Source organism: Tepidibacter sp. (assembly GCF_025210165.1).
Lineage (GTDB): Bacteria > Bacillota > Clostridia > Peptostreptococcales > Peptostreptococcaceae > Tepidibacter_A.
Map to the genome: position 1 here is coordinate 51699 of NZ_JAOASI010000010.1, position 19979 is coordinate 71677.

Annotated in this window: 22 protein-coding genes, 1 pseudogene and 1 other annotated feature; of the genes and pseudogenes, 20 read left to right on the forward strand and 3 right to left on the reverse strand. The window is 29.2% G+C overall.

Going from position 1 to position 19979, the window contains the following annotated elements; all coding sequences use genetic code 11:
• Positions 1-492 precede the first annotated feature (492 nt).
• The 5 genes and pseudogenes from N4A48_RS01400 to N4A48_RS01420 all read left to right on the forward strand — a co-directional run bounded on the left by N4A48_RS01400 (position 493) and on the right by N4A48_RS01420 (position 3273).
• Positions 493-1062 (forward strand): flavodoxin family protein, encoded by a 570-nt coding sequence (locus N4A48_RS01400; RefSeq protein ID WP_293663888.1) that lies wholly within the window; start codon positions 493-495, stop codon positions 1060-1062.
• 61 nt (positions 1063-1123) lie between these two features.
• Positions 1124-1915 (forward strand): annotated as a pseudogene (locus tag N4A48_RS01405) (alpha/beta hydrolase).
• Between the two features lie 31 nt (positions 1916-1946).
• Positions 1947-2417, forward strand: a complete 471-nt coding sequence (locus N4A48_RS01410) for an HAD family hydrolase (protein ID WP_293663889.1) — start codon at positions 1947-1949, stop codon at positions 2415-2417.
• 52 nt (positions 2418-2469) lie between these two features.
• Entirely contained in the window at positions 2470-2922 is a 453-nt protein-coding gene (locus tag N4A48_RS01415) for a nucleoside 2-deoxyribosyltransferase (protein WP_293663890.1), read from the forward strand.
• 48 nt (positions 2923-2970) lie between these two features.
• A complete protein-coding gene (locus N4A48_RS01420) occupies positions 2971-3273 on the forward strand; it encodes an HNH endonuclease (RefSeq protein WP_293663891.1) in 303 nt (100 codons plus the stop codon).
• 408 nt (positions 3274-3681) lie between these two features.
• Here N4A48_RS01420 and N4A48_RS01425 read toward each other — a convergent pair whose 3' ends face one another.
• Positions 3682-4863, reverse strand: a complete 1182-nt coding sequence (locus tag N4A48_RS01425; RefSeq protein ID WP_293663892.1) for an FprA family A-type flavoprotein — start codon at positions 4861-4863, stop codon at positions 3682-3684.
• Positions 4864-5092: 229 nt separating this feature from the next.
• Here N4A48_RS01425 and N4A48_RS01430 point away from each other — a divergent pair, with 229 nt between their 5' ends.
• The 10 genes from N4A48_RS01430 to N4A48_RS01475 all read left to right on the forward strand — a co-directional run bounded on the left by N4A48_RS01430 (position 5093) and on the right by N4A48_RS01475 (position 12628).
• Positions 5093-5386: a hypothetical protein gene (locus N4A48_RS01430; protein ID WP_293663893.1), complete on the forward strand. Its 294-nt coding sequence runs from the start codon at positions 5093-5095 to the stop codon at positions 5384-5386.
• The gene (locus tag N4A48_RS01435) at positions 5361-7211 is read left to right on the forward strand and encodes a TIGR03960 family B12-binding radical SAM protein (protein WP_293663894.1); all 1851 of its coding nucleotides are present in this window, start codon (positions 5361-5363) and stop codon (positions 7209-7211) included. Before N4A48_RS01430 ends, N4A48_RS01435 begins: the two co-directional genes overlap by 26 nt.
• Positions 7211-7909, forward strand: a complete 699-nt coding sequence (locus tag N4A48_RS01440) for a TIGR03936 family radical SAM-associated protein (RefSeq protein WP_293663895.1) — start codon at positions 7211-7213, stop codon at positions 7907-7909. Before N4A48_RS01435 ends, N4A48_RS01440 begins: the two co-directional genes overlap by 1 nt.
• Before the next feature lie 11 nt (positions 7910-7920).
• A complete protein-coding gene (locus tag N4A48_RS01445) occupies positions 7921-9321 on the forward strand; it encodes an Rne/Rng family ribonuclease (protein ID WP_293663896.1) in 1401 nt (466 codons plus the stop codon).
• A gap of 135 nt (positions 9322-9456) precedes the next feature.
• Positions 9457-9768 carry a 50S ribosomal protein L21 gene (gene rplU / locus N4A48_RS01450; RefSeq protein WP_293663897.1) on the forward strand — a complete coding sequence of 104 codons (312 nt, stop codon included), beginning with the start codon at positions 9457-9459 and terminating at the stop codon, positions 9766-9768.
• A gap of 4 nt (positions 9769-9772) precedes the next feature.
• Positions 9773-10105 carry a ribosomal-processing cysteine protease Prp gene (locus N4A48_RS01455; RefSeq protein ID WP_293663898.1) on the forward strand — a complete coding sequence of 111 codons (333 nt, stop codon included), beginning with the start codon at positions 9773-9775 and terminating at the stop codon, positions 10103-10105.
• Between the two features lie 5 nt (positions 10106-10110).
• A complete protein-coding gene (gene rpmA, locus N4A48_RS01460) occupies positions 10111-10401 on the forward strand; it encodes a 50S ribosomal protein L27 (protein WP_248484838.1) in 291 nt (96 codons plus the stop codon).
• 75 nt (positions 10402-10476) lie between these two features.
• Positions 10477-11031: a Spo0B domain-containing protein gene (locus N4A48_RS01465; RefSeq protein ID WP_293663899.1), complete on the forward strand. Its 555-nt coding sequence runs from the start codon at positions 10477-10479 to the stop codon at positions 11029-11031.
• Between the two features lie 12 nt (positions 11032-11043).
• Complete coding sequence (gene obgE, locus N4A48_RS01470) at positions 11044-12321, forward strand: GTPase ObgE (RefSeq protein ID WP_293663900.1); 1278 nt, start codon at positions 11044-11046, stop codon at positions 12319-12321.
• A gap of 13 nt (positions 12322-12334) precedes the next feature.
• On the forward strand, positions 12335-12628 hold the full coding sequence (locus N4A48_RS01475) for a YhbY family RNA-binding protein (RefSeq protein ID WP_293663901.1): 294 nt from the start codon (positions 12335-12337) through the stop codon (positions 12626-12628).
• A gap of 47 nt (positions 12629-12675) precedes the next feature.
• Here the strand turns inward: N4A48_RS01475 and recX are convergent, their stop codons facing one another.
• A complete protein-coding gene (gene recX, locus N4A48_RS01480) occupies positions 12676-13308 on the reverse strand; it encodes a recombination regulator RecX (protein WP_293663902.1) in 633 nt (210 codons plus the stop codon).
• Between the two features lie 30 nt (positions 13309-13338).
• Entirely contained in the window at positions 13339-14256 is a 918-nt protein-coding gene (locus N4A48_RS01485) for a M14 family metallopeptidase (protein ID WP_330665025.1), read from the reverse strand.
• Positions 14257-14381: 125 nt separating this feature from the next.
• Here N4A48_RS01485 and nadD point away from each other — a divergent pair, with 125 nt between their 5' ends.
• From nadD to leuS, 5 genes are all read left to right on the forward strand, one after another.
• Entirely contained in the window at positions 14382-15062 is a 681-nt protein-coding gene (gene nadD, locus N4A48_RS01490; protein ID WP_293663903.1) for a nicotinate-nucleotide adenylyltransferase, read from the forward strand.
• 4 nt (positions 15063-15066) lie between these two features.
• The gene (gene yqeK / locus N4A48_RS01495; protein WP_293663904.1) at positions 15067-15642 is read left to right on the forward strand and encodes a bis(5'-nucleosyl)-tetraphosphatase (symmetrical) YqeK; all 576 of its coding nucleotides are present in this window, start codon (positions 15067-15069) and stop codon (positions 15640-15642) included.
• Between the two features lie 11 nt (positions 15643-15653).
• Entirely contained in the window at positions 15654-16862 is a 1209-nt protein-coding gene (locus N4A48_RS01500; protein WP_293663905.1) for an LCP family protein, read from the forward strand.
• Positions 16863-17219 (forward strand): ribosome silencing factor, encoded by a 357-nt coding sequence (gene rsfS / locus N4A48_RS01505; protein ID WP_293663906.1) that lies wholly within the window; start codon positions 16863-16865, stop codon positions 17217-17219.
• 18 nt (positions 17220-17237) lie between these two features.
• Positions 17238-17422: a binding site (T-box leader), on the forward strand.
• A gap of 64 nt (positions 17423-17486) precedes the next feature.
• The gene (gene leuS, locus N4A48_RS01510) at positions 17487-19895 is read left to right on the forward strand and encodes a leucine--tRNA ligase (protein ID WP_293663907.1); all 2409 of its coding nucleotides are present in this window, start codon (positions 17487-17489) and stop codon (positions 19893-19895) included.
• The last annotated feature ends 84 nt before the right edge of the window (positions 19896-19979 follow it).

The following is a 19979-nucleotide window of genomic DNA, read 5'->3' on the forward strand; positions in this document are numbered from 1 at the left end:
CTAAAAAATTGTATATTGAAATTCTAGTTTTTGATTCCGTTAAATTTGATTAAGGTATATATTAAATTTCCCCAAAGTTTATATTGATTAGAGGATGTATTTTTCCCCCGCTATATACTATTTACTTATTATAAAAATGTTACATTCTTCAATTGGATTAGTTTTTAATCAGCTATCTTACCCATATTAGTTATAAGATCAATTATAGTTTTGTTTATAGTAGGAGATTCTAGTAAAAGACCCTTAGACATATTTATTGAGCCTTTTAATTTGTTTATTGATTATAGTAATGTATATTTGCATTTTCCAAAGAACTCATTTATGATATAACCATATTCTTTTCCTTTGTTTTACATGTTTTTTCGCAATTAACATTAAAACATATTTGAAAAAAATTTTTCTATATTTATTTATAAAATTGTCTTATTATTTATTTTAATATGCCTAAAGTGTAAATCAATAAGATATATTTAGTTTCTAAGAGGTGACTATATGTTTAAAAAATGGATTGCTATTGTAGGAAGTGCTAGAAATGGGAAAAATACAGAATTAATAACTGATTATATTATAAAAGCTCTTAAGCAAAAAGAAATTTATGTTGAAAAATACATTCTTGGTGCTGAGAATATATCAACTTGTTCTGGATGTGAGTATTGTATAAAAACAGGCGAATGCAATATAAATGATGGTGTATCAAAAATAATAGAAAATATGAAATCAGCTGATGGATATATACTAGCTTCTCCGTCTTATAATTACAATATGACGGCTCAAATGAAGGCTTTACTTGATAGAACATTTTGTCTTAACGATTATAGTGATGGAAAATGGAAAAGTAGACTGTCATCAAATAAAAAAGCTATAGTTGTAGGTACTTGTAAAGGTAAGAGCAAAGAATGTATGGGATATACTGTTGAAGGGATGAAAAAGGGCATGCTAGAACTGGATATAAATGTAGTTGATGAAATAGAGTATTACAATACAAAATATATGCCTGTTGAAATGAATGAAGGTATAGAGGAAAGGATATTAGACAGAATTAAAAATAATAGAAAAATATGATTGGATGAGTGAAAATATAACAATTTCAAGTTCAAAATTCTAAACAGGGGAGAATATAAAAATGAATAAATCAAAAGTAGAGAAAGTAAATTTTCACAGCGAGATTCTTGGCAAAGAAATGTCAATGTGTGTGTATTTACCTGAAGAATATAACACTTCAAGACCTTTACCTGTACTATATTTTCTGCATGGAAGAAGTGGTAGTGAAAATATAATATATGAAATGGATATAAATAATAAAGCTGATAGAATGATAAAAGCTGGAGAAATTAAGCCTATTATAATTGTATGTCCAAGAATTGAGAACAGCCGAGGGATAAATTCATCGTTGGTATATAAAGAAGTTTCTAATTCTGTAGATAATAATAGAATCATAAATTTAGGAATGTATTAAGATTATTTTATTAAAGAAATAATACCTTTAACAGATAATACTTTCAATACTATAAAAGATAAAAATGGAAGATATATAGGTGGTATATCTGCTGGAGGTTATGTAGCTCTTCATAATGCATTTCGAAACCAATATATGTTTTCAAAAGTAGGAGGACATATGCCTGCTGTAGAGTTAAAACTTGACGAAGAAGATAAGGCATATTATAAAGATATGGAGGTATGGGAAAAATATGACCCAATATTTATTGCAAGAAATAATAATATTTCTTGTGATATTAGTGTCTATCTTGATGCTGGAAATCAGGATGAAGGTGGATTTTATGAAGGCTGTTCAATTTTAAATAAAATATTGAAAGAAAAAGGTATAGATTGTCAAAATTATGTATTTTGTGGTAATCATAGTGCTAAATATATACAATCAAATCTTGAAAAATATTTGAAGTTTTATGGATGTTAATATATGAACTAGAGGTAAGGAGAGATTTATAATGGAAATTAATATACCAGGAAGAGAAGTAGTAAAAATCAAAAACCTGCTACTAGACTATAATGGAACTATAGCGTGTGACGGTAAACTAATACCTTCTGTAAAAGAGAAAATAGAAGCTATTAATAAAAAAGGAATAAAATTACATATAGTAACTGCCGACACTCACGGAACTGTAAAAAATCAATGTTCTAATATGCCTGTTCAAATACAAATATTCGATAACTCAAATGCATCAGAAAATAAAAGAGAAATAGTACAAAAGCTTAAAGGAGAGAATTGTGTATGTATTGGAAATGGATTTAATGATGGAGCAATGTTTAAGGAGTGTGCTATATCAATAATAGTAATGGGAGAAGAAGGATGCTCTGTAAAATCTTTAATGAAAGCAGATGTCGTGTGCAAAAAAATAGAAGATGCTTTTGATTTGATATTAAAACCAAATAGAATGATTGCAACTTTAAGAGGATAAGAGATAAAGAAAATCTATAAAGTATAATATATAAGAGAGGAATTAAATTGAAATGTTACTTTACTTTGCAGCACCATTATTTTGTAGTGCAGAATTAGATTTTAATATTAATGTAACAAATAAAATTGAAGATATAGGTTTTAAGGTGTTTTTACCACAGAGAGATGGAGATAAGGTAAATAAAGAACCGTACATAAATATGAAAACAGAAGAAAGAGCAAAAGAAATATTTAATATGGATAAAGCTAATATATTTAAATCTGATATATTTTTATTTGTATTAGATGGTAGAATTCCAGATGAAGGAGCAGCTGTAGCCTTAGGTATTGCACATGCACATAAGGAATTTGTTAAAAAGGATAGGCTTTTAGTAGGTCTTCATACAGATAAACGAGCAGCTTTTATGAATGAAAAATTGAATCCTATGATATATTCATCTTTAGAATACATTGCAGAGAGTGTGGAAGATTTAATAAATTATTTAAGAATAAAAACTACTATATAAATTCAAACTATATATTAAGTTAAATATATAGAAGGGAATAATGTATTTATGATATCTAAAACTGGAGTTTGTGAATTATGCAAGCGAGAAGGAGTTGAAACCACACAACATCATCTAACGCCTAGAGAAGAAGGTGGGAAATTTATGCCAACATCTAATTTATGCATAATATGTCATAAACAAATACATGCTCTTTATACTAATAAAGAACTTGCTCAAAGGTTATATACTATTCAACTGCTTAAAAATGATGAAAAGATTAGTAAGTATTTAAAGTGGATAAAAAAACAACCTCCTACAGCAATACTAAAGGTTAAAAAATCTAATGAAATTAAGAGAAAAAGAAGATAATGAAAATCCGTAAATTACAATGGTTTACAGATTTTTTCTTATTTAAAATCTGTGGGTTATCAAAAGCTCTATCATCTAATAAAATAATTCTATTATGTTAATTTAATACATAGATAAATCAAAAAAATCAAAAAACAATATTCTAATATCTGTAGAATTGGTTTAGCTAAAGGAAATTTTTTTCTGAAATTCTATTTAAAAAATACTTATTTCATCATATTGACTATTAAAATAACACTTAATTTTTTAATTTCAAGACGGTAAATCTTTGAAGGATACATTAGGTAATATATACAATCAATAACCACTCAACCTAAAAAAATATGGGTATGAAAATATCGTAGCATTACCGTTATTTTCATACCAATATTTTGAGCTTAGAGTACAATTAACCTACTAACAGCATATCTATATATGACTCGCAAATTCCTTACCAAACTCCACACATTTCTCTAAAGTCTCTTCAGATGGAGAAAATTTCTTCGTTATAGACTCAACAGGCATCTTAAAGCCCATTATCTTAACCATAGATTCAGCCATCTTAATTCCTTCACCACTCCATCCAAATGAACCAAACACTCCAGCTATTTTACCCATATTAGCCATAGGATCAATTATAGATAAAGCATCCCACATAGGTTTAACCATAGTTTTGTTTATAGTAGGAGACCCTAGTAAAAGACCCTTAGACATATTTATTACATCATGAATAGTTTCTAAACTTTCATTTTCTATATCTAAAAATTCCACATAAACCCCTTCAGATTCTAATCCTTCCTTTATCTTTTCAGCCATTAAAACAGTATTTTTATAAGCTGACAAATATAGTAGAGCTACCCTTTTTTGATTTGAAGTTTCAACTACTTTAGTAGACCACTCGGTATACTTCCCTATATTGTAGCTTATATCCTCAGATAGTACAGGTCCATGAGAAGTAAGAATCGTATCTATTTCAAAGTCTTTAATTTTATTTATAGCACTTAAAGCGTGCTTTGCAAAAGGCTTTACTATACAATCATAATAATATTTTAGTGATTTCTTGTAATCATCAGTATGAACAACTTTAGGATCTACACTTGCATAGTGAGAACCAAAGGCATCACAAGAGAACAACACTTTATCAGCTTCACTATATACGAACATTGTATCAGACCAGTGAAGGAAGGGCGCTGTTACAAACTTTAATTTTTTACTTCCAATGTCAAGTTCTTCTCCATCTTTTATAACATGGCATTTAAACTCTTTATTTATTTGTTCGCTTAAGAATATACTTGCAGCCTTAGTACAATATACTTCTATGTTAGGATTTATTTCTAGTAAATATTTTAAAGATCCAGAGTGGTCTGGCTCAGTGTGATTTATTATTACATAATCTATTTCTTTAATATCAGTTAATTTAGATAGTTTTTCAAGATACTCATCTTTAAAGTTAGCTTTAACAGTATCTATTAAAACTTTCTTCTCATCATCTATAAAATATGAATTATAAGTAGTTCCAAACTCTGTTTTCATTATAATATCGAATACCTCAAGACCTGGGTCTAATACTCCAGTCCAATGAATATTGTTTTTAATTTTAAATGATTCCATTAAAAAATACCTCCCAAATTTATTGTATTTATTGTATACCCAATACAAATTTAATTTAATCACAAAATAAATGGAAAAATTCAAGATTAAATTTTTCTATATAAGTTAATTATTAAAATAATATAGGAATAATATTCATACAATTAAATATAAGATTAATACATAAGTGTTACAAAAGTTATTTGAGTGTAAATTCAGGATTTAATGTATATATTAAGGAGGGGTTGTTATGGTTAGAAAAAGTAAGTTTAAGAGAAATTTAAGAAAGAATAGGGTTAAAAAACAAGGATTTAAGAAAAATAGGAATATAGTTAATAAAGTTTTGATACAGTTTGTAATTTCATGTATAATTGTTTTATTGGCTTTTGGGACAAAATTGAATATATATAATAGTCAAAGGTATACAAATCAAGTTAAAACAGTCTTGGAATATAATGTAGACTTTAAAGAATATTCAAATGTATTACACAAAAAAGTGACGGAGGTATTAAAAATATATGACCAAAAAGGTGAACTTAGATAATATTTTAATGAAGGTTGAAAAGCCTGCAAGATATTTAGGGAATGAAATAAATGCTTGTCATAAGGATACATCAAAGAAAGATCTAGTTAGATTTGGTTTTTCTTTTCCTGATGTATATGAAGTAGGAATGAGTCATTTGGGACTTCAAATATTATATGGAGTTTTAAATGAAAGAGATGATATTTTCTGTGAAAGAATATTTTCTCCAGCCATTGATATGGAAGAAAAAATGAGAGAAAACAATATTCCGATGTTTGGATTAGAATCAAGAGAAAGTATTACTAATTTTGATTTTTTAGCATTCACACTTCAATATGAGCTTTCTTATACTAATATATTAAATATATTAGATTTAGCTAAGGTTGAACTTTTAGCTAAAGATAGAAAAAGAAATGATCCTTTTATATTAGTTGGAGGGCCGTGTGCTTATAATAGTGAGCCTCTAGCAGATTTTGTTGATATAGTTTCTCTTGGAGAAGGAGAAGAAGTTTTATTAGAGGTAGTAGACAGATACAAAATTTGGAAAGATACAGATAAATCTAGAGAAGAATTCTTATATGACTTAGCTAAAAATGTAGAAGGTATATATATTCCTTCCTTATATGACGTTGAATATAATGAAGATAATACAGTAAAAAGTGTTAGTCCATCAAAAGATGATATACCCAAAAAAATTCCAAAGAGAATAATAAAGAATTTAGATGAATGCTTCTTCCCAGAAAAAATAGTAGTTCCTTTTATAGACATAGTACACAATAGAATAATGCTTGAGCTATTTAGAGGATGTACAAGAGGATGTCGATTCTGTCAAGCGGGTATGATATATAGACCTATAAGGGAAAGAAGTGTTGATAGATTAAAAGAAATTGCTAAGAAATTAATTGAAAGTACTGGATATGAAGAAATGTCTTTAGCTTCTTTAAGTACTAGTGATTATTCAAATCTTGGAGCTATAACAGATCATTTACTTGAAGAGTATTCTAAAAAACAAAGAATAGCTCTATCTCTTCCATCTTTAAGACTTGATAATTTCTCTTTAGAGCTTGCACATAAGGTTCAAGAGGTTAGAAAGAGTGGATTAACATTTGCACCAGAGGCTGGAACTCAAAGACTTAGAGATGTTATAAATAAGGGGATTACTGAATTTGACCTTGAAAATGCAACTAGAAAAGCATTTGGAAAAGGATGGAATAGTGTAAAGCTTTATTTTATGATAGGGCTTCCTACTGAAAATTATGAGGATTTAGATGGAATAAAAGATCTTGCTTATAAGGTGATAGATATATACAGAGATGTTCATGAAGGAAAGTTAACTAGAAACTTTGGAGTTACCGTAAGTACTTCTACATTTGTTCCAAAACCGTTTACTCCATTCCAATGGCATGGACAAGATACTCAAGAAGAGATTAGAGAAAAACAAATACACTTAACTAAAAAATTAAAAAATAGAAATATTAAATACAACTACCATGATAGCAAAACGAGCTTATTAGAAGCTGTAATGGCAAGAGGAGATAGAAAAATAGGTAAGGTTATCTATGATGCATATAAAAAAGGATGTAAGTTTGATGGATGGGGTGAGCACTTCAAGTTTGATTTATGGGCAGAAGCCTTTGAAGAGAATAATATAGATATAGATTTTTATGCTAATAGACATAGAGAGTATGATGAAGTGTTCCCTTGGGATCATATAGATGTAGGTGTTAGTAAGAAGTTCTTAATAAGAGAGAATGAACTTTCAAAAACTGAAGCCTTAACTCCTGATTGTAGACATAAATGTAATGCTTGTGGTATAAACACTGACTTAGCAAGGGGGTTATGCTAATGAATGTTATAAGATGTAAGCTTATTAAAGAAAAAGATATGGTATATATATCTCATCTAGACCTTCAAAGACTTTTACAAAGAACTTTAAGAAGAGCTGGTATTAAGGTAGCTTATTCTCAAGGATTCAATCCCCATCCAAAAATTTCATTTGGACAGGCTTTATCTTTAGGGGTTACAAGTTATGGAGAGTATATAGATGTTGAGCTTGAAGATGTAATTGAAGCTGAAGAGTTTTTAACTAGGGTAAATAGTGTGCTTCCAGAGGGAATAAAAATTCAAAAGGCAAAGTTTATAGACAAGACTACGACTAAGTCACTTAGTTCATCTATAAGTCATGGTTCATACGTAATAAGCATGAATATAAATTCTGACTTAGATATAGAAAATATTAAATCTAAGGTCGATGAATTTATGAAGCTTGATGAAATAATAAATGTAAAGAAAAACAAAAAAGGAAAATTAAAAGAAGTAAATATAAGACCGTTAATAAAAACATTAAAGATTGCATCTTTAGAGGAAAATATACTTACTTTAAATATGGTAGTTGCTATTGGATCTAGTGCCAATTTAAATCCAACTGTTTTAATTGATAAATTAAATGGGTTTGCTGATATAGGTATAGACCTTGAAAATCTTAAAATAACTAGAAATGATTTATATATAGAAAACAAAAATAAACTTGTAGTACCTATGTAGGAAGTGATTTAATGAAGAGTTTATTAGTGGATGTTGGATTATATCAATCCAAGGTTGCTTATGTTGAGGATGGAAATATAGTAGATTTGTTCATTCAAGATAAAATGAATGAGAAGCTAAAAGGTAATATATATAGAGGAATAGTTAAAAATGTTCTTCTTGGAATGGAAGCTGCATTTGTAGATATAGGCATTGATAAAAATGCATACTTAAAGCTTTCTAAGGGTCATAATATAAAAAAAGGACAAGAAGTACTTGTTCAAGTTAATAAAGAAGCCATAAATGATAAAGGACCAAAAATTACTCAAGAAATAAGTGTCCCTGGTAGGTATTTAGTATTGATGCCTACTGGAGATGATATAGCCATATCAAACAAGATAAAAGACAAAGAGGAAATACAAAGAATTAAATCTATAATACAAGATATAGATATTAAAGGTATGGGGCTTATAATAAGGACTGAAGCTATAGATAAACAAAAAATAGATTTTGAAAATGATTTGAAGGAGTTATTCAAATCATGGGATGAAATTCAAAAATACAATAAATTAGGTATGGGACCAAGAACTTTATATAAAGATTTAGACATTACATTGAAGGTTATAAGAGATGTTTTTACACCAGAATTTGAAAAAATAGTTGTAAATAATAAAACAGAATATGAAAAAATATTAGACACTTTAACTAAAATAGATAAATGCTTTAAAAATAAGGTTGAACATTTTGATGAAGGACTTGACTTGTTTGATTATTATAAAATAAAAAAAGATTTAAAAAATGCTCTAAATAGAAAAGTCTGGCTGAAAAATGGAGCCTATATAATAATAGATAAGACAGAGGCTATGACTGTTATAGATGTTAATACAGGTAAGTTTACAGGTAAGTTAGGTCTTAATGAGACTGTATTTAAAACAAATTTAGAAGCATGTAAAGAAATAGCTAGGCAAATAAGACTTAGAAACATAGCTGGAATTATAATTATAGATTTTATAGATATGAAAAAAGATAGTTATAAACAGCAGATTCTAAAAAAACTCCAGATCTACTTAAATAAAGATAAAACAAAATCACAAGTATTAGGAATGACAAACTTAGGGCTTGTGGAAGTTGTTAGAAAAAAATCTAATGATACATTAGATAGTTATTTTGAATCAGAGTGTATATATTGTAGTGGACAAGGTAGTTTAAAATCTAAAAACAGAATAGTTAATGATATAGAAAAGGAAATAATAAGACTAAAAAAGCATACAAGTCTTAAAACAGCTGTATTTAAATGTTCAAATTATATATATAATATAGTAAGAAAAGATGACTTTAAATATATAAAGGAAATATCTAAATATTATGATATTGAAATTGATTTTGTAGAGGATAAGAATTTAAATCCAAATGATATAATAACTATATATTAAAGTAAATATTTTCTTGACAATGGATGAAAACTTTGATAATATTTATATCTGTAGTAAGTAGCCGCACAATCCGGGTTACAAAATCCTAATTAGGTACCTAGAATTGGCGAGACTGGTTTGAGGAGGTGTAACGTAATGTACGCAGTAGTAGAGACAGGTGGAAAGCAATACAAAGTTTCTGAAGGAGACGTAATATTCGTTGAAAAATTAGAAGCTAATGCAGGAGATGTTGTTACTTTAGACAAGGTATTAGTTTGTTCTAAAGACGGAAATCTTGTAGTAGGAAATCCAGTAGTTGATGGAGCTAAAGTTGAAGCTAAAGTTTTAGAGCAAGGAAAAGCTAAAAAAGTGATAGTTTTCAAATACAAGCCAAAAAAAGACTACAGAAGAAAGCAAGGACATCGTCAACCTTTCACTAAGTTAGTTATAGAAAAGATAAACGCTTAATTCTATGATTAAAATTGTGATAAGAAGAAACTTCAAAAGTGATATAGTTGAATTTGATGTAAGAGGTCATGCTGGATTTGCAGAACATGGACAAGATATTGTTTGTGCAGCAGTTTCTGTATTGACTCAAACAGCACTGATTGGAATACATAACTATGCTAAGGTAGAGTCAGAGTACAAGATTAGTGATGGAAAGCTTCAATGCAAAATACCTTTTGATATTTCGGATGATAAAAGAAACATAATTAATCCTATACTTGAGACTATGGTATTAGGACTTGAAAATATAAAAGAAGAATACTCTTCTTATATAAAAATTAAAGAAGAGGAGGTGTAATTATGATGTTAAAAATGAACCTTCAGTTATTTGCCAGTAAAAAAGGAGTTGGTTCTTCTAAGAACGGACGTGACTCTATATCAAAAAGACTTGGAGTTAAGAGATATGACGGACAAGTTGTTACTGCTGGAAGTATAATAGTTAGACAAAGAGGAACTAAAATTCACCCAGGAAATAATGTAGGAAGAGGCGGAGACGATACATTATTTGCTAAAGTTGATGGTGTAGTTAAGTTCGAAAGAAAAGATAAAAAAAGAAAGCAAGTTAGCATATACCCAGTTGCTGCTGCTGAATAATCAAAAAGGAGTGTTTTTTAACACTCCTTTTTATAATGAGTAGGAAATTATATTTTAGTAGTAGGAGGGCTTCATTTGAAAAAAATTAATGATTCGGATTTAAAATATTGGAATTTAATAGATGAATTATTAAGAAATCAAAGACATGATTTTTTGAATGAAATACAAATAATATTTGGCTATATAAAGCTTAATAAAATAGATGAAGCTGTTAAATACATAAATAAAGTTAGAAAAGAAGCATCTATTAATTCCAAATTATCTAATTTAAGTTGTGTTGATTTGTATTTGATGATTGAAAAAAAACTAAAACAGTGCCTGTCTAAAGGCCTTAATATAGATTTTGAGATATACACAAATGCTAAAAGAGAAGATTTTAAAAATAAAGATATATCAAAAAGTTTGATATATATGGAAAGAGCATTAGATATAATATTTAATTATATGAATAATAATAATGAATTTGAAGAATATATAATTTATATTGAAGAAACATCAGAGTGTTTCATATTAAAAGTTGCTCTTGAATATTTAGAGGATATTGAAAGCATAAAAAAGGAGCTTGATTCACATCTTACAGAAATTATTATTGAAGAAGATTATTTGATATATGAAATTGAGCTTGAATAAAGGGTGATAAGAATGTTTATAGATAAGGCTAGGATATTCGTTAAATCTGGAAAAGGTGGAAATGGAGCTGTATCTTTCAGAAAAGAAAAGTACGTTCCTGCTGGAGGACCTGCTGGAGGAGACGGAGGTAATGGAGGTAATGTTGTATTTGAAGTTGATGAAGGATTAAGAACATTAATGGACTTTAGGTACAAGACAAAGTATGTAGCCGAAAATGGAGAAGATGGAAAAAAGAAAAGAATGCATGGTAAGTCTGTGGAAGATTTAGTTCTTAAAGTTCCTCCAGGGACTTTGATAAGAGATGAGGAAACAAATCTTGTAATAGCAGATCTTAGAAAGCATGGAGATCGTGCTATAGTTGCTAAGGGTGGATTTGGAGGACGTGGTAATACACATTTTACAACGGCTATAAGACAAGCTCCAAGTTTTGCAGAAGCTGGTAAAGAAGGTCAAGAAAGATGGATTGTATTAGAACTTAAGATGATAGCTGATGTCGGCTTAGTTGGATTTCCGAATGTAGGAAAATCAACATTTTTATCTGTTGTAACAAAAGCTAAGCCAAAAATTGCAAACTATCACTTTACTACTATAAAGCCTAACTTGGGAGTGGTTAAAACTAAATTTGGAGATTCTTTTGTTCTTGCAGATATTCCTGGACTTATAGAGGGAGCTCATGAAGGAATAGGTCTTGGTCATGCGTTTTTAAGACATGTTGAAAGAACTAAGGTACTTATTCATATAGTTGATGTATCTGGAATAGAAGGTAGAGATCCAATAGAAGATTTTAATAAAATAAATGAAGAATTAAAATTATATAACGACAAATTAACTACTAGATCTCAAATAGTAGTTGCAAATAAAATGGATATACCTGAAGCTAGAGAAAATTATGAAGCATTTAAGGAAGAAATTGAAAAAAGAGGATACAAGGTATTTAGTATGTCTGCTGCTACAAGAGAGGGTATAGATGAAGTAATAAACTATGCTGGAACTATTGTAAAAGAAACAGAAGATATAGAGTTGGTATCAGAAGAAGAAATGTTAAAAGAAGAGGATATTAAGCCTAAAAAAGAAGAAATAGAAATAAATAATGAAGATGGAGTTTTTGTAATAGAAGGAAAATCTCTTCAAAGACTTTTATATTCTGTTAATTTTGAAGATATGGAATCTGTTCAATATTTCCAAAAGATAATGGAGAAAAAAGGTGTATTCCAAAGATTAAAGGATATGGGTGCACAAGATGGAGATACAGTTAGATTATACGACTTAGAATTTGAATATTACGAGTAGGATGGAGGATATTATGTTAAAAGGAAAACAAAGATCTTATTTAAAGGCTATGGCAAATAAAACAAAGTCTATAACTCAAATAGGTAAGGAAGGTGTTACAGAAGCTTTCTTAAGTCAATTGGAAGATGCTTTAGAAGCCAGAGAACTTGTTAAAGTCACTGTACTTGAAAATAGTGGACTTGATACAAAAGAAGCTGCAAATGCAGTAGCAGAAGCTGTAAGAGGAGAATTTGTCCAAGCTATAGGATCTAAATTTACTATATACAAGAAAAATTTTGAGAATCCTAAAATTGATTTACCTAAATAATAGATAATACCCGTATTGATTTTGAATTAATACGGGTATTATTATGCTTAAAATTCAGTATTCATAATTGTATTAACCACTTTTTTAATGGTATCATAAGCAAAGCCTTTGTAAGTAAGGTGACTAGATAATTTTCTATATATTTTATTTTTATCCTCATTCTTTATTTTTTCATATTTCTTATTTCCCAGGTAAAGAGCATTCTCAAATTCTTTTTCATCGTCTATCTCGCAATTAAGTGTACTATTTATTGTTAAGCTATCAATTCCTTTTGAATATAGAGTTTGTTTAATTTTATTTTTTCCAAATTTATTTATATTAACTTTATCCTTTACTATATTTTTAGCTAGATTATCATCATCTATAAATTTATATTTTTTCAAAAAATCTATAACTCTATCTATTGTTTTTTCATCGAATTCATTTTTAGAGAGTTTATATATTATATTTTTTTGAGATTGAGAAGACCTAGAGAGTATGTTTAAGGCTTTGTTCTTAGCTTTTAAATACATCTCATCAGCTATAATTGTTTGAATAGATTCTTTCTCTATTGTGTTTCCTTTTTTTAGATTTAAAGTATAAACTAAATCCTTATACACTCCCATAAAAAATTCATCGTCTACATAAATATTGACTCTATTTTTATTTTTTTGTTCTTCTACTTTTGTTATCTTTGGCATATAATCATCCTTTTTTGTTTAGTTAAGAAACTATATAACAGATGCTAATAACAACAGTTCCTCGTTATCATTGTATATCTTATCAAACTGAGATATAGGGAGTGGATTTACTCCTTTTCCTACCTCTATTGTGTATCCTGGTCTCTTATAATCCTTAATAAACCAGTCTTTATATCCAGAGTAAGAAGTAATTCCGTAAGGCTCATCCAAAGGATACCCACTAACTTTAGAAAAAGACTGGCCTATATTCTTTGCTTGTGGTGGAGCCATATTCATATAGTTCCAGTATATGACTTCTCCTTGAGAGTGATAAGCAAGAACCAATTTAGGATTTATGGATCTGGTGAATTCTGCAACTGATTTTGATTCTGGCTCTGACTCGGGATATTCTCCTGAATATCTTGTAGGTCCAGGACCAGTAATTCCATATAAAGCTTCTGCTTCTTTTGATAATTCCCAAGAAGCATCATAGTTATGATTAAGATCAACTCCCCTAATGTTAGCACTCCAAGTTTTAGAAAAATCTGTACTGCTATTATTCCACTTTATTAAGTCGTTATAATAAGGATTATCTTGTGAGAGCCCATTTAAAACTAAATCAACTCCATCAGGGTTTACCATAGGCATTATATAAATTGTGCTTTTTTTATAAATATCTCTTGGATTATATCCTCTTATTGTCTTGTTTTTAGAATATGCTTTAGAAAAGTTTTCTATAAATTTCATTAAAAGAGGAGTTGTTATCCATTCAATAGCATGGTGAGATCCATTAAAAAATACCTTGTTAGGTCCATTCCCTAGTTTAACTGAATATAGATTTTTGTCAAGAACACTTTTTCCAGAAATAGATACCTCTATAAATGGATATCTCTTTTTTAATGATTTTAAATCTTTTTCTAAAGCTTCGTAGGTGTAGTCTCTAGTAGTATCAACTATGTCTAAGTTCATATTATCAACCTCCGAAAATAATAGTATGTTTCTTTATAAATTATGAATAAATATAATTTTTAGGACGACTTTTTTAAAAAAATATTATATAATATATAGGTTAGTAATATAAAAGAGGTGTTTAAATGAATGTAAGTGATATTTTGAAAAAAGCAATTATTATTAATAAAAAAAAATCAAAGAAATTACATACTAGAACAAAATTTAAAAAAATAGGTATAATGGGAGGAACCTTTAATCCTATTCATTATGGACATCTAGCAACAGCAGAAGCGGTAAGAAATAGATACGATTTAGATCAGATTATATTTATGCCATCTGGAAATCCACCTCATAAGTCTAAAGCAGAAATAATAGATAAAGAACATAGATATAATATGACTATGATTGCTACTATGAGTAATATATATTTTGAAACGTCAGATATTGAAATAAAAAGAGAAGGTATGACGTACACTATTGATACTCTTTGTGAATTAAAAAAAATTCACAAAAACTCCCAAATATTTTTTATAACAGGTGCAGATGCATTATGTGATATAGATAGTTGGAAATATCTTGATAAAAATTTTGAATTAGCTACCTTTGTGGGAGCAACAAGACCTGGGATAGAATCTAATGAGGTAAATCAAAAGATAGATCAATTAAAACAAAAATATAGAGCTAACATACTTAATATATATGTCCCATCTCTTGACATATCTTCAACTGATTTGAGAGAAAGAATCAAAAAAACGGAATCGATTAAATATTTGCTTCCTGAAAATGTAGAAAAATATATTTACAAAAATAATTTATATAGGTGATATTATGGAATTAAATTCAATGATACAGATTTTAGAAAAAATAATAACTCCAAAAAGGCTTAAACACTCATTAGGAGTAGTTCAAAGTGCTAAACGACTAGCTAACATTTATAAAGAAGATATAGAAAAAGTAGAAGTGGCAGCTCTATTACATGACTGCGCAAAATGTCTAAACAAGGAAGAAGTATTACATTTAGTTCAAAAATATGATATATTATTAGATGATATTGAAAAAAAAGAAACTGAGCTTGCACATGGTAAAATAGGCGCTTACTTATGTAAAGAAAAATTTGGCGTTTGTAATAATGACATATTATCAGCGATAACATACCATACAACAGGTAAAAAAAACATGAGTAAACTTGAAAAAATAATATATTTAGCGGATTTTATAGAACCAAGTAGAAACTATGATGGAGTTGATGAACTTAGGAATGTGGCCTATAATGAAGGATTAAATGAAGCTTTACTTATGGCGTTTGACAACACTATAAAATACGTTATTTCTATAAAAAAGATTATTCATCCTAGAACTATTGAAGCTAGAAACTTTTTACTTGGAGAATTAAATGAAATATAGGAGTGATAACCTTGAAGCACTTTTTTAAAATTTTTATAGTTTTTTTTGTTATATTTAGTATGATATTTGGAACGAGTTTATATCTTATTGTAGCTAAAGGAAGTGATGAATTAGTAAAAGTCCCACCACTTGGAGAGGGTCCTGATATAGTTGAACCTGAAAAAAATGAAAGAGTTAATGTATTGCTTCTTGGGGTTGATAGTTTAAATGGAGATAAAAAGGGTATTAGAACTGATACTATGATGATTCTAAGTATGGACCCTAAAAATGGTGATTCATCAATATTATCAATACCAAGAGATACTAGAGTTAAGATAAGAGGTAGAAAAGGATATGATAAGATAAATGCAGCTCATGCATATGGAGGAGTTGAACTAGCTGTTCAAGCTGCTAAAGACCTTTTAGGAATAAGGATACATCATTATGTTAAAGTTGATTATCAAGCACTTTATAAGACTGTTGATGATGTAGGAGGGGTTGAGGTTTATGTTCCTATGAATATGAAATATAGTGACCCTTATGCTACTCCGCCTCTTCATATAAATCTTAAAAAAGGGACCCAGGTCTTAGATGGAAAGAAGGCTATGCAGTTTTTAAGATTTAGAAAGGGATATGCTAATCAAGATCTTGGTAGAATAGAGTCTCAACAAAAATTTATGGATGCTTTAGCTAAAAAGGTTCTAAGTGCATCATCTATATTTAGAATAAAAGACTATATAGATACTTTTAATATGTATGTAGATACTGATATGAGTGTACCTGAAATGGTATCACTTGCTAAGGATGCTAAAGATATAGACGTAAGCAATATAAGAAAAGAGACTGTTCCTGGAGTTGCTATGTACATAAATGGACTTTCTTATTACAAGCCTAATACTGATAAGATAAATAAATTAGTAAATGAACTTTATTATGGAAATAATAATCAAAGTAATGTAGAATTGGATATTGCAGTACTTAATGGTTCAGGAATATCTGGAGTTGCAACAGAGGTTTCTAATAAGCTTGCACGTCAAGGGTTAAAACCTAATACAGTGGGTAATGCTGATGACTTTAATAATCTTAAGACTATAATATATTATGATTCTAAGAAAGAAGAAGCTGAGAAGATAAGTAGAATTATAGGAAAAGGTCAGTTGAAAAAAGATAAATCTAAGATTGAAAGTAAAGATGTGGATATAATAGTGTTAATAGGTAAAGATATTAAGGGAGGAAATTAAATGATAGAAAGTATTGAAAAAATTGTAAAAGTAGCATATGATGCTATAGATGATAAACTAGGGGAAGATATAATCGTTTTAAATGTCGGAAAGATATCTTCTGTTGCTGATTACTTTATAATAGCTAGTGCGCCATCAGAAAGACAAGTGAAAGCTATAGCTCACAATGTAGAAGATGAGCTTAAAAAGTATGAAGTATGTGTTATATCAAAAGAAGGACAAGATACATCAAGATGGATACTTCTTGATTACGGTGATGTAGTAGTACATATATTCCACGATGATGAGAGAGATGTATATAGCTTGGAAAGATTGTGGAAAGACGCACCAAATGTAGATGTTGACAATTTAGTATAAAAGTTGTATTATATGTAGATAATAGTCTAGAGTAGTAAAAGGAAGTTGTTCTTTAAGAGAGCTAGTGGTTGCTGAGAACTAGTAGTACATGCCTTTGAACTTGCTAGTTAAAGCTATTAGGGGTGGCTCCCTTACAAGCTATACTAAGAGGGCTTTTTAGCCAATTAGGGTGGTACCGCGAGATATAACTCCTCGTCCCTAAACTAGGGATAGAGGGGTTTTTTGTATATAAAAATATACTATAATATAAATTTAGGAGGATCAAATATGTATGATTTTAAAAAAATAGAACCGTATTGGCAGAATAAATGGGAAGATGAAAAAACGTTTCAAACTGTTGAAAATGACAAGCCTAAATACTATGTTTTAGAGATGTTTCCATATCCATCGGGAAAAATTCATATGGGACATGTTAGAAACTATTCAATAGGAGATGTAGTTGCTAGATTCATGAAAATGAATGGATATAATGTACTTCATCCTATGGGATGGGATTCATTTGGATTGCCAGCAGAAAATGCAGCTATAAAGCATGGAATTCACCCTGATAAGTGGACAAGAGAAAATATACAAGAAATGAAGGAACAATTAAAGCTTTTAGGTCTTAGCTATGATTGGGATAGAGAAATAGCTACTTGTCTTCCTGATTACTATAAATGGACTCAAGATTTATTTTTAAAGTTCTATGAAAAAGGGCTAGCATACAAGAAAAAGTCATTCGTTAACTGGTGTCCATCTTGTGAAACTGTTTTAGCTAATGAGCAAGTAGTTGGTGGAGAGTGTGAAAGATGTGATTCTTCAGTAATTAAGAAGGATCTAGAACAATGGTATTTAAAAATAACTGATTATGCAGAAACTCTTTTACAAGATATAGATAAGTTAGATGGATGGCCTGAGAAAGTTAAGATAATGCAAAGAAACTGGATAGGAAAAAGCACTGGAGCAGAGGCTGATTTTGAAATAAAGGGATATGATAAAAAGTTAAAAATATTCACAACAAGACCAGATACTATGTATGGCGTTACTTATATGGTACTAGCTCCAGAGCATGAATATGTTGAGGAACTTGTAAAAGGAACAGAGTATGAGTCAGCAGTTAAAGAATTCAAAAACAAAATTCAACATATGAGTGAAATAGAAAGAACTTCTACTGATACAGAAAAAGAAGGTGTATTCATAGGAAGATATTGTATAAATCCTTTAAATGGACAAGAAATTCCTATTTATATAGCTAACTATGTAATGGTTGATTATGGAACAGGAGCTATAATGGCAGTTCCGGCACATGATGATAGAGATGAAGAATTTGCTAAAAAATATGATTTAGATATAATACCTGTTATAGATGAAGATTCAAATATGATAAATTCAGAAGAATTTAATGGAATGAATTCTAAAGAAGCATTTGGAAAAATAGTTGAAAAATTAGAAAAAGCTAATATAGGTAAAAAGACTATAAATTATAGATTAAGAGATTGGTTAATATCAAGACAAAGATATTGGGGTTGCCCAATTCCGATAGTTTACTGTGAAGACTGTGGAACAGTTCCTGTTAAAAGAGAAAATCTACCTGTCAAGTTACCTACTGATGTTGAATTTACAGGAAAAGGACAATCTCCTTTAATAACTTCTGAAAGCTTTATGAATACAACGTGTCCTAAGTGCTCAAAACCAGCTAGAAGAGAAATGGATACTATGGATACATTTATAGATTCATCTTGGTACTTCTTAAGATATATAGATGCTAAGAATGAAAGTGAAGTTTTTGATAAAGAATTAGTTCAAAAGTGGATGCCTGTTAATCAATATATAGGAGGAGTAGAGCATGCTATACTTCATCTACTGTATTCAAGATTCTTTGTTAAGGTTTTAAAGGATTTAGGAATGGTAGATTTTGATGAACCATTCAAAAACTTATTAACTCAAGGAATGGTATTAAAAGAAGGAGCAAAAATGTCAAAATCTAAGGGCAATGTAGTTAGTCCTTTAGAGATAATTGAAAAATACGGTGCTGATACTGCTAGATTATTTGTATTATTTGCTGCACCTCCTGAGAGAGATTTGGATTGGGCTGAACAAGGCGTAGAAGGATGCTATAGATTTATAAATAGAGTATTTAGATTAATAGAAGAGCTTAAAGATTGCGTAAATTCTCAGACTAATCTTGAAAACTTATCGAAAGAAGATAAACAAGCTAGATTTGTTATACATTCTACAATCAAAAAGGTTACTGATGATATATCTGGTAAATTTGGATTTAATACTGCAATATCTGCTCTTATGGAACTTGTAAATGAGATGTACAAGTATAAAGAAAATAAAAATAGAAAAGAATGTATACTAAAAGAGGGTGTAGAGGCTATTATAACTATAATTTCACCATTTACACCGCATGTTGGAGAGCAACTTTGGACTATGATAGGAAAAGAAGGTAGCGTATCAGAAATATCATGGCCAAAGTATGATGAGACTGCTCTTGTTAAGGATGAGATAGAAGTTGTTATTCAAATTAATGGTAAGGTTAGAGGTAAGTTGAACGTAAGCTCTAATATTACAAGAGAAGAAATGCAAGAAATGGCATTAGAAGATGAGAAAATAAAAGAATTTACTGATGGAAAGGAAATAGTTAAAGTTATAGCTGTTCCTAAAAAATTAGTTAATATAGTTATTAAGTAGGACAAAACAGCTTAGGCATTGTTAAATGTTTAAGCTGTTTTTTTGTACCAGAAAACACACAAAAAAATATAATTAAAACACATG

Coding starts and splice junctions, on each gene's coding strand:
- N4A48_RS01400 (WP_293663888.1), top strand. CDS start 493: ATGTTTAAAAAATGGATTGCTATTGTAGGAAGTGCTAGAAATGGGAAA.
- N4A48_RS01410 (WP_293663889.1), top strand. CDS start 1,947: ATGGAAATTAATATACCAGGAAGAGAAGTAGTAAAAATCAAAAACCTG.
- N4A48_RS01415 (WP_293663890.1), top strand. CDS start 2,470: ATGTTACTTTACTTTGCAGCACCATTATTTTGTAGTGCAGAATTAGAT.
- N4A48_RS01420 (WP_293663891.1), top strand. CDS start 2,971: ATGATATCTAAAACTGGAGTTTGTGAATTATGCAAGCGAGAAGGAGTT.
- N4A48_RS01425 (WP_293663892.1), bottom strand. CDS start 4,863: ATGGAATCATTTAAAATTAAAAACAATATTCATTGGACTGGAGTATTA.
- N4A48_RS01430 (WP_293663893.1), top strand. CDS start 5,093: ATGGTTAGAAAAAGTAAGTTTAAGAGAAATTTAAGAAAGAATAGGGTT.
- N4A48_RS01435 (WP_293663894.1), top strand. CDS start 5,361: ATGACCAAAAAGGTGAACTTAGATAATATTTTAATGAAGGTTGAAAAG.
- N4A48_RS01440 (WP_293663895.1), top strand. CDS start 7,211: ATGAATGTTATAAGATGTAAGCTTATTAAAGAAAAAGATATGGTATAT.
- N4A48_RS01445 (WP_293663896.1), top strand. CDS start 7,921: ATGAAGAGTTTATTAGTGGATGTTGGATTATATCAATCCAAGGTTGCT.
- rplU (WP_293663897.1), top strand. CDS start 9,457: ATGTACGCAGTAGTAGAGACAGGTGGAAAGCAATACAAAGTTTCTGAA.
- N4A48_RS01455 (WP_293663898.1), top strand. CDS start 9,773: ATGATTAAAATTGTGATAAGAAGAAACTTCAAAAGTGATATAGTTGAA.
- rpmA (WP_248484838.1), top strand. CDS start 10,111: ATGTTAAAAATGAACCTTCAGTTATTTGCCAGTAAAAAAGGAGTTGGT.
- obgE (WP_293663900.1), top strand. CDS start 11,044: ATGTTTATAGATAAGGCTAGGATATTCGTTAAATCTGGAAAAGGTGGA.
- N4A48_RS01475 (WP_293663901.1), top strand. CDS start 12,335: ATGTTAAAAGGAAAACAAAGATCTTATTTAAAGGCTATGGCAAATAAA.
- recX (WP_293663902.1), bottom strand. CDS start 13,308: ATGCCAAAGATAACAAAAGTAGAAGAACAAAAAAATAAAAATAGAGTC.
- N4A48_RS01485 (WP_330665025.1), bottom strand. CDS start 14,256: ATGAACTTAGACATAGTTGATACTACTAGAGACTACACCTACGAAGCT.
- nadD (WP_293663903.1), top strand. CDS start 14,382: ATGAATGTAAGTGATATTTTGAAAAAAGCAATTATTATTAATAAAAAA.
- yqeK (WP_293663904.1), top strand. CDS start 15,067: ATGGAATTAAATTCAATGATACAGATTTTAGAAAAAATAATAACTCCA.
- rsfS (WP_293663906.1), top strand. CDS start 16,863: ATGATAGAAAGTATTGAAAAAATTGTAAAAGTAGCATATGATGCTATA.
- leuS (WP_293663907.1), top strand. CDS start 17,487: ATGTATGATTTTAAAAAAATAGAACCGTATTGGCAGAATAAATGGGAA.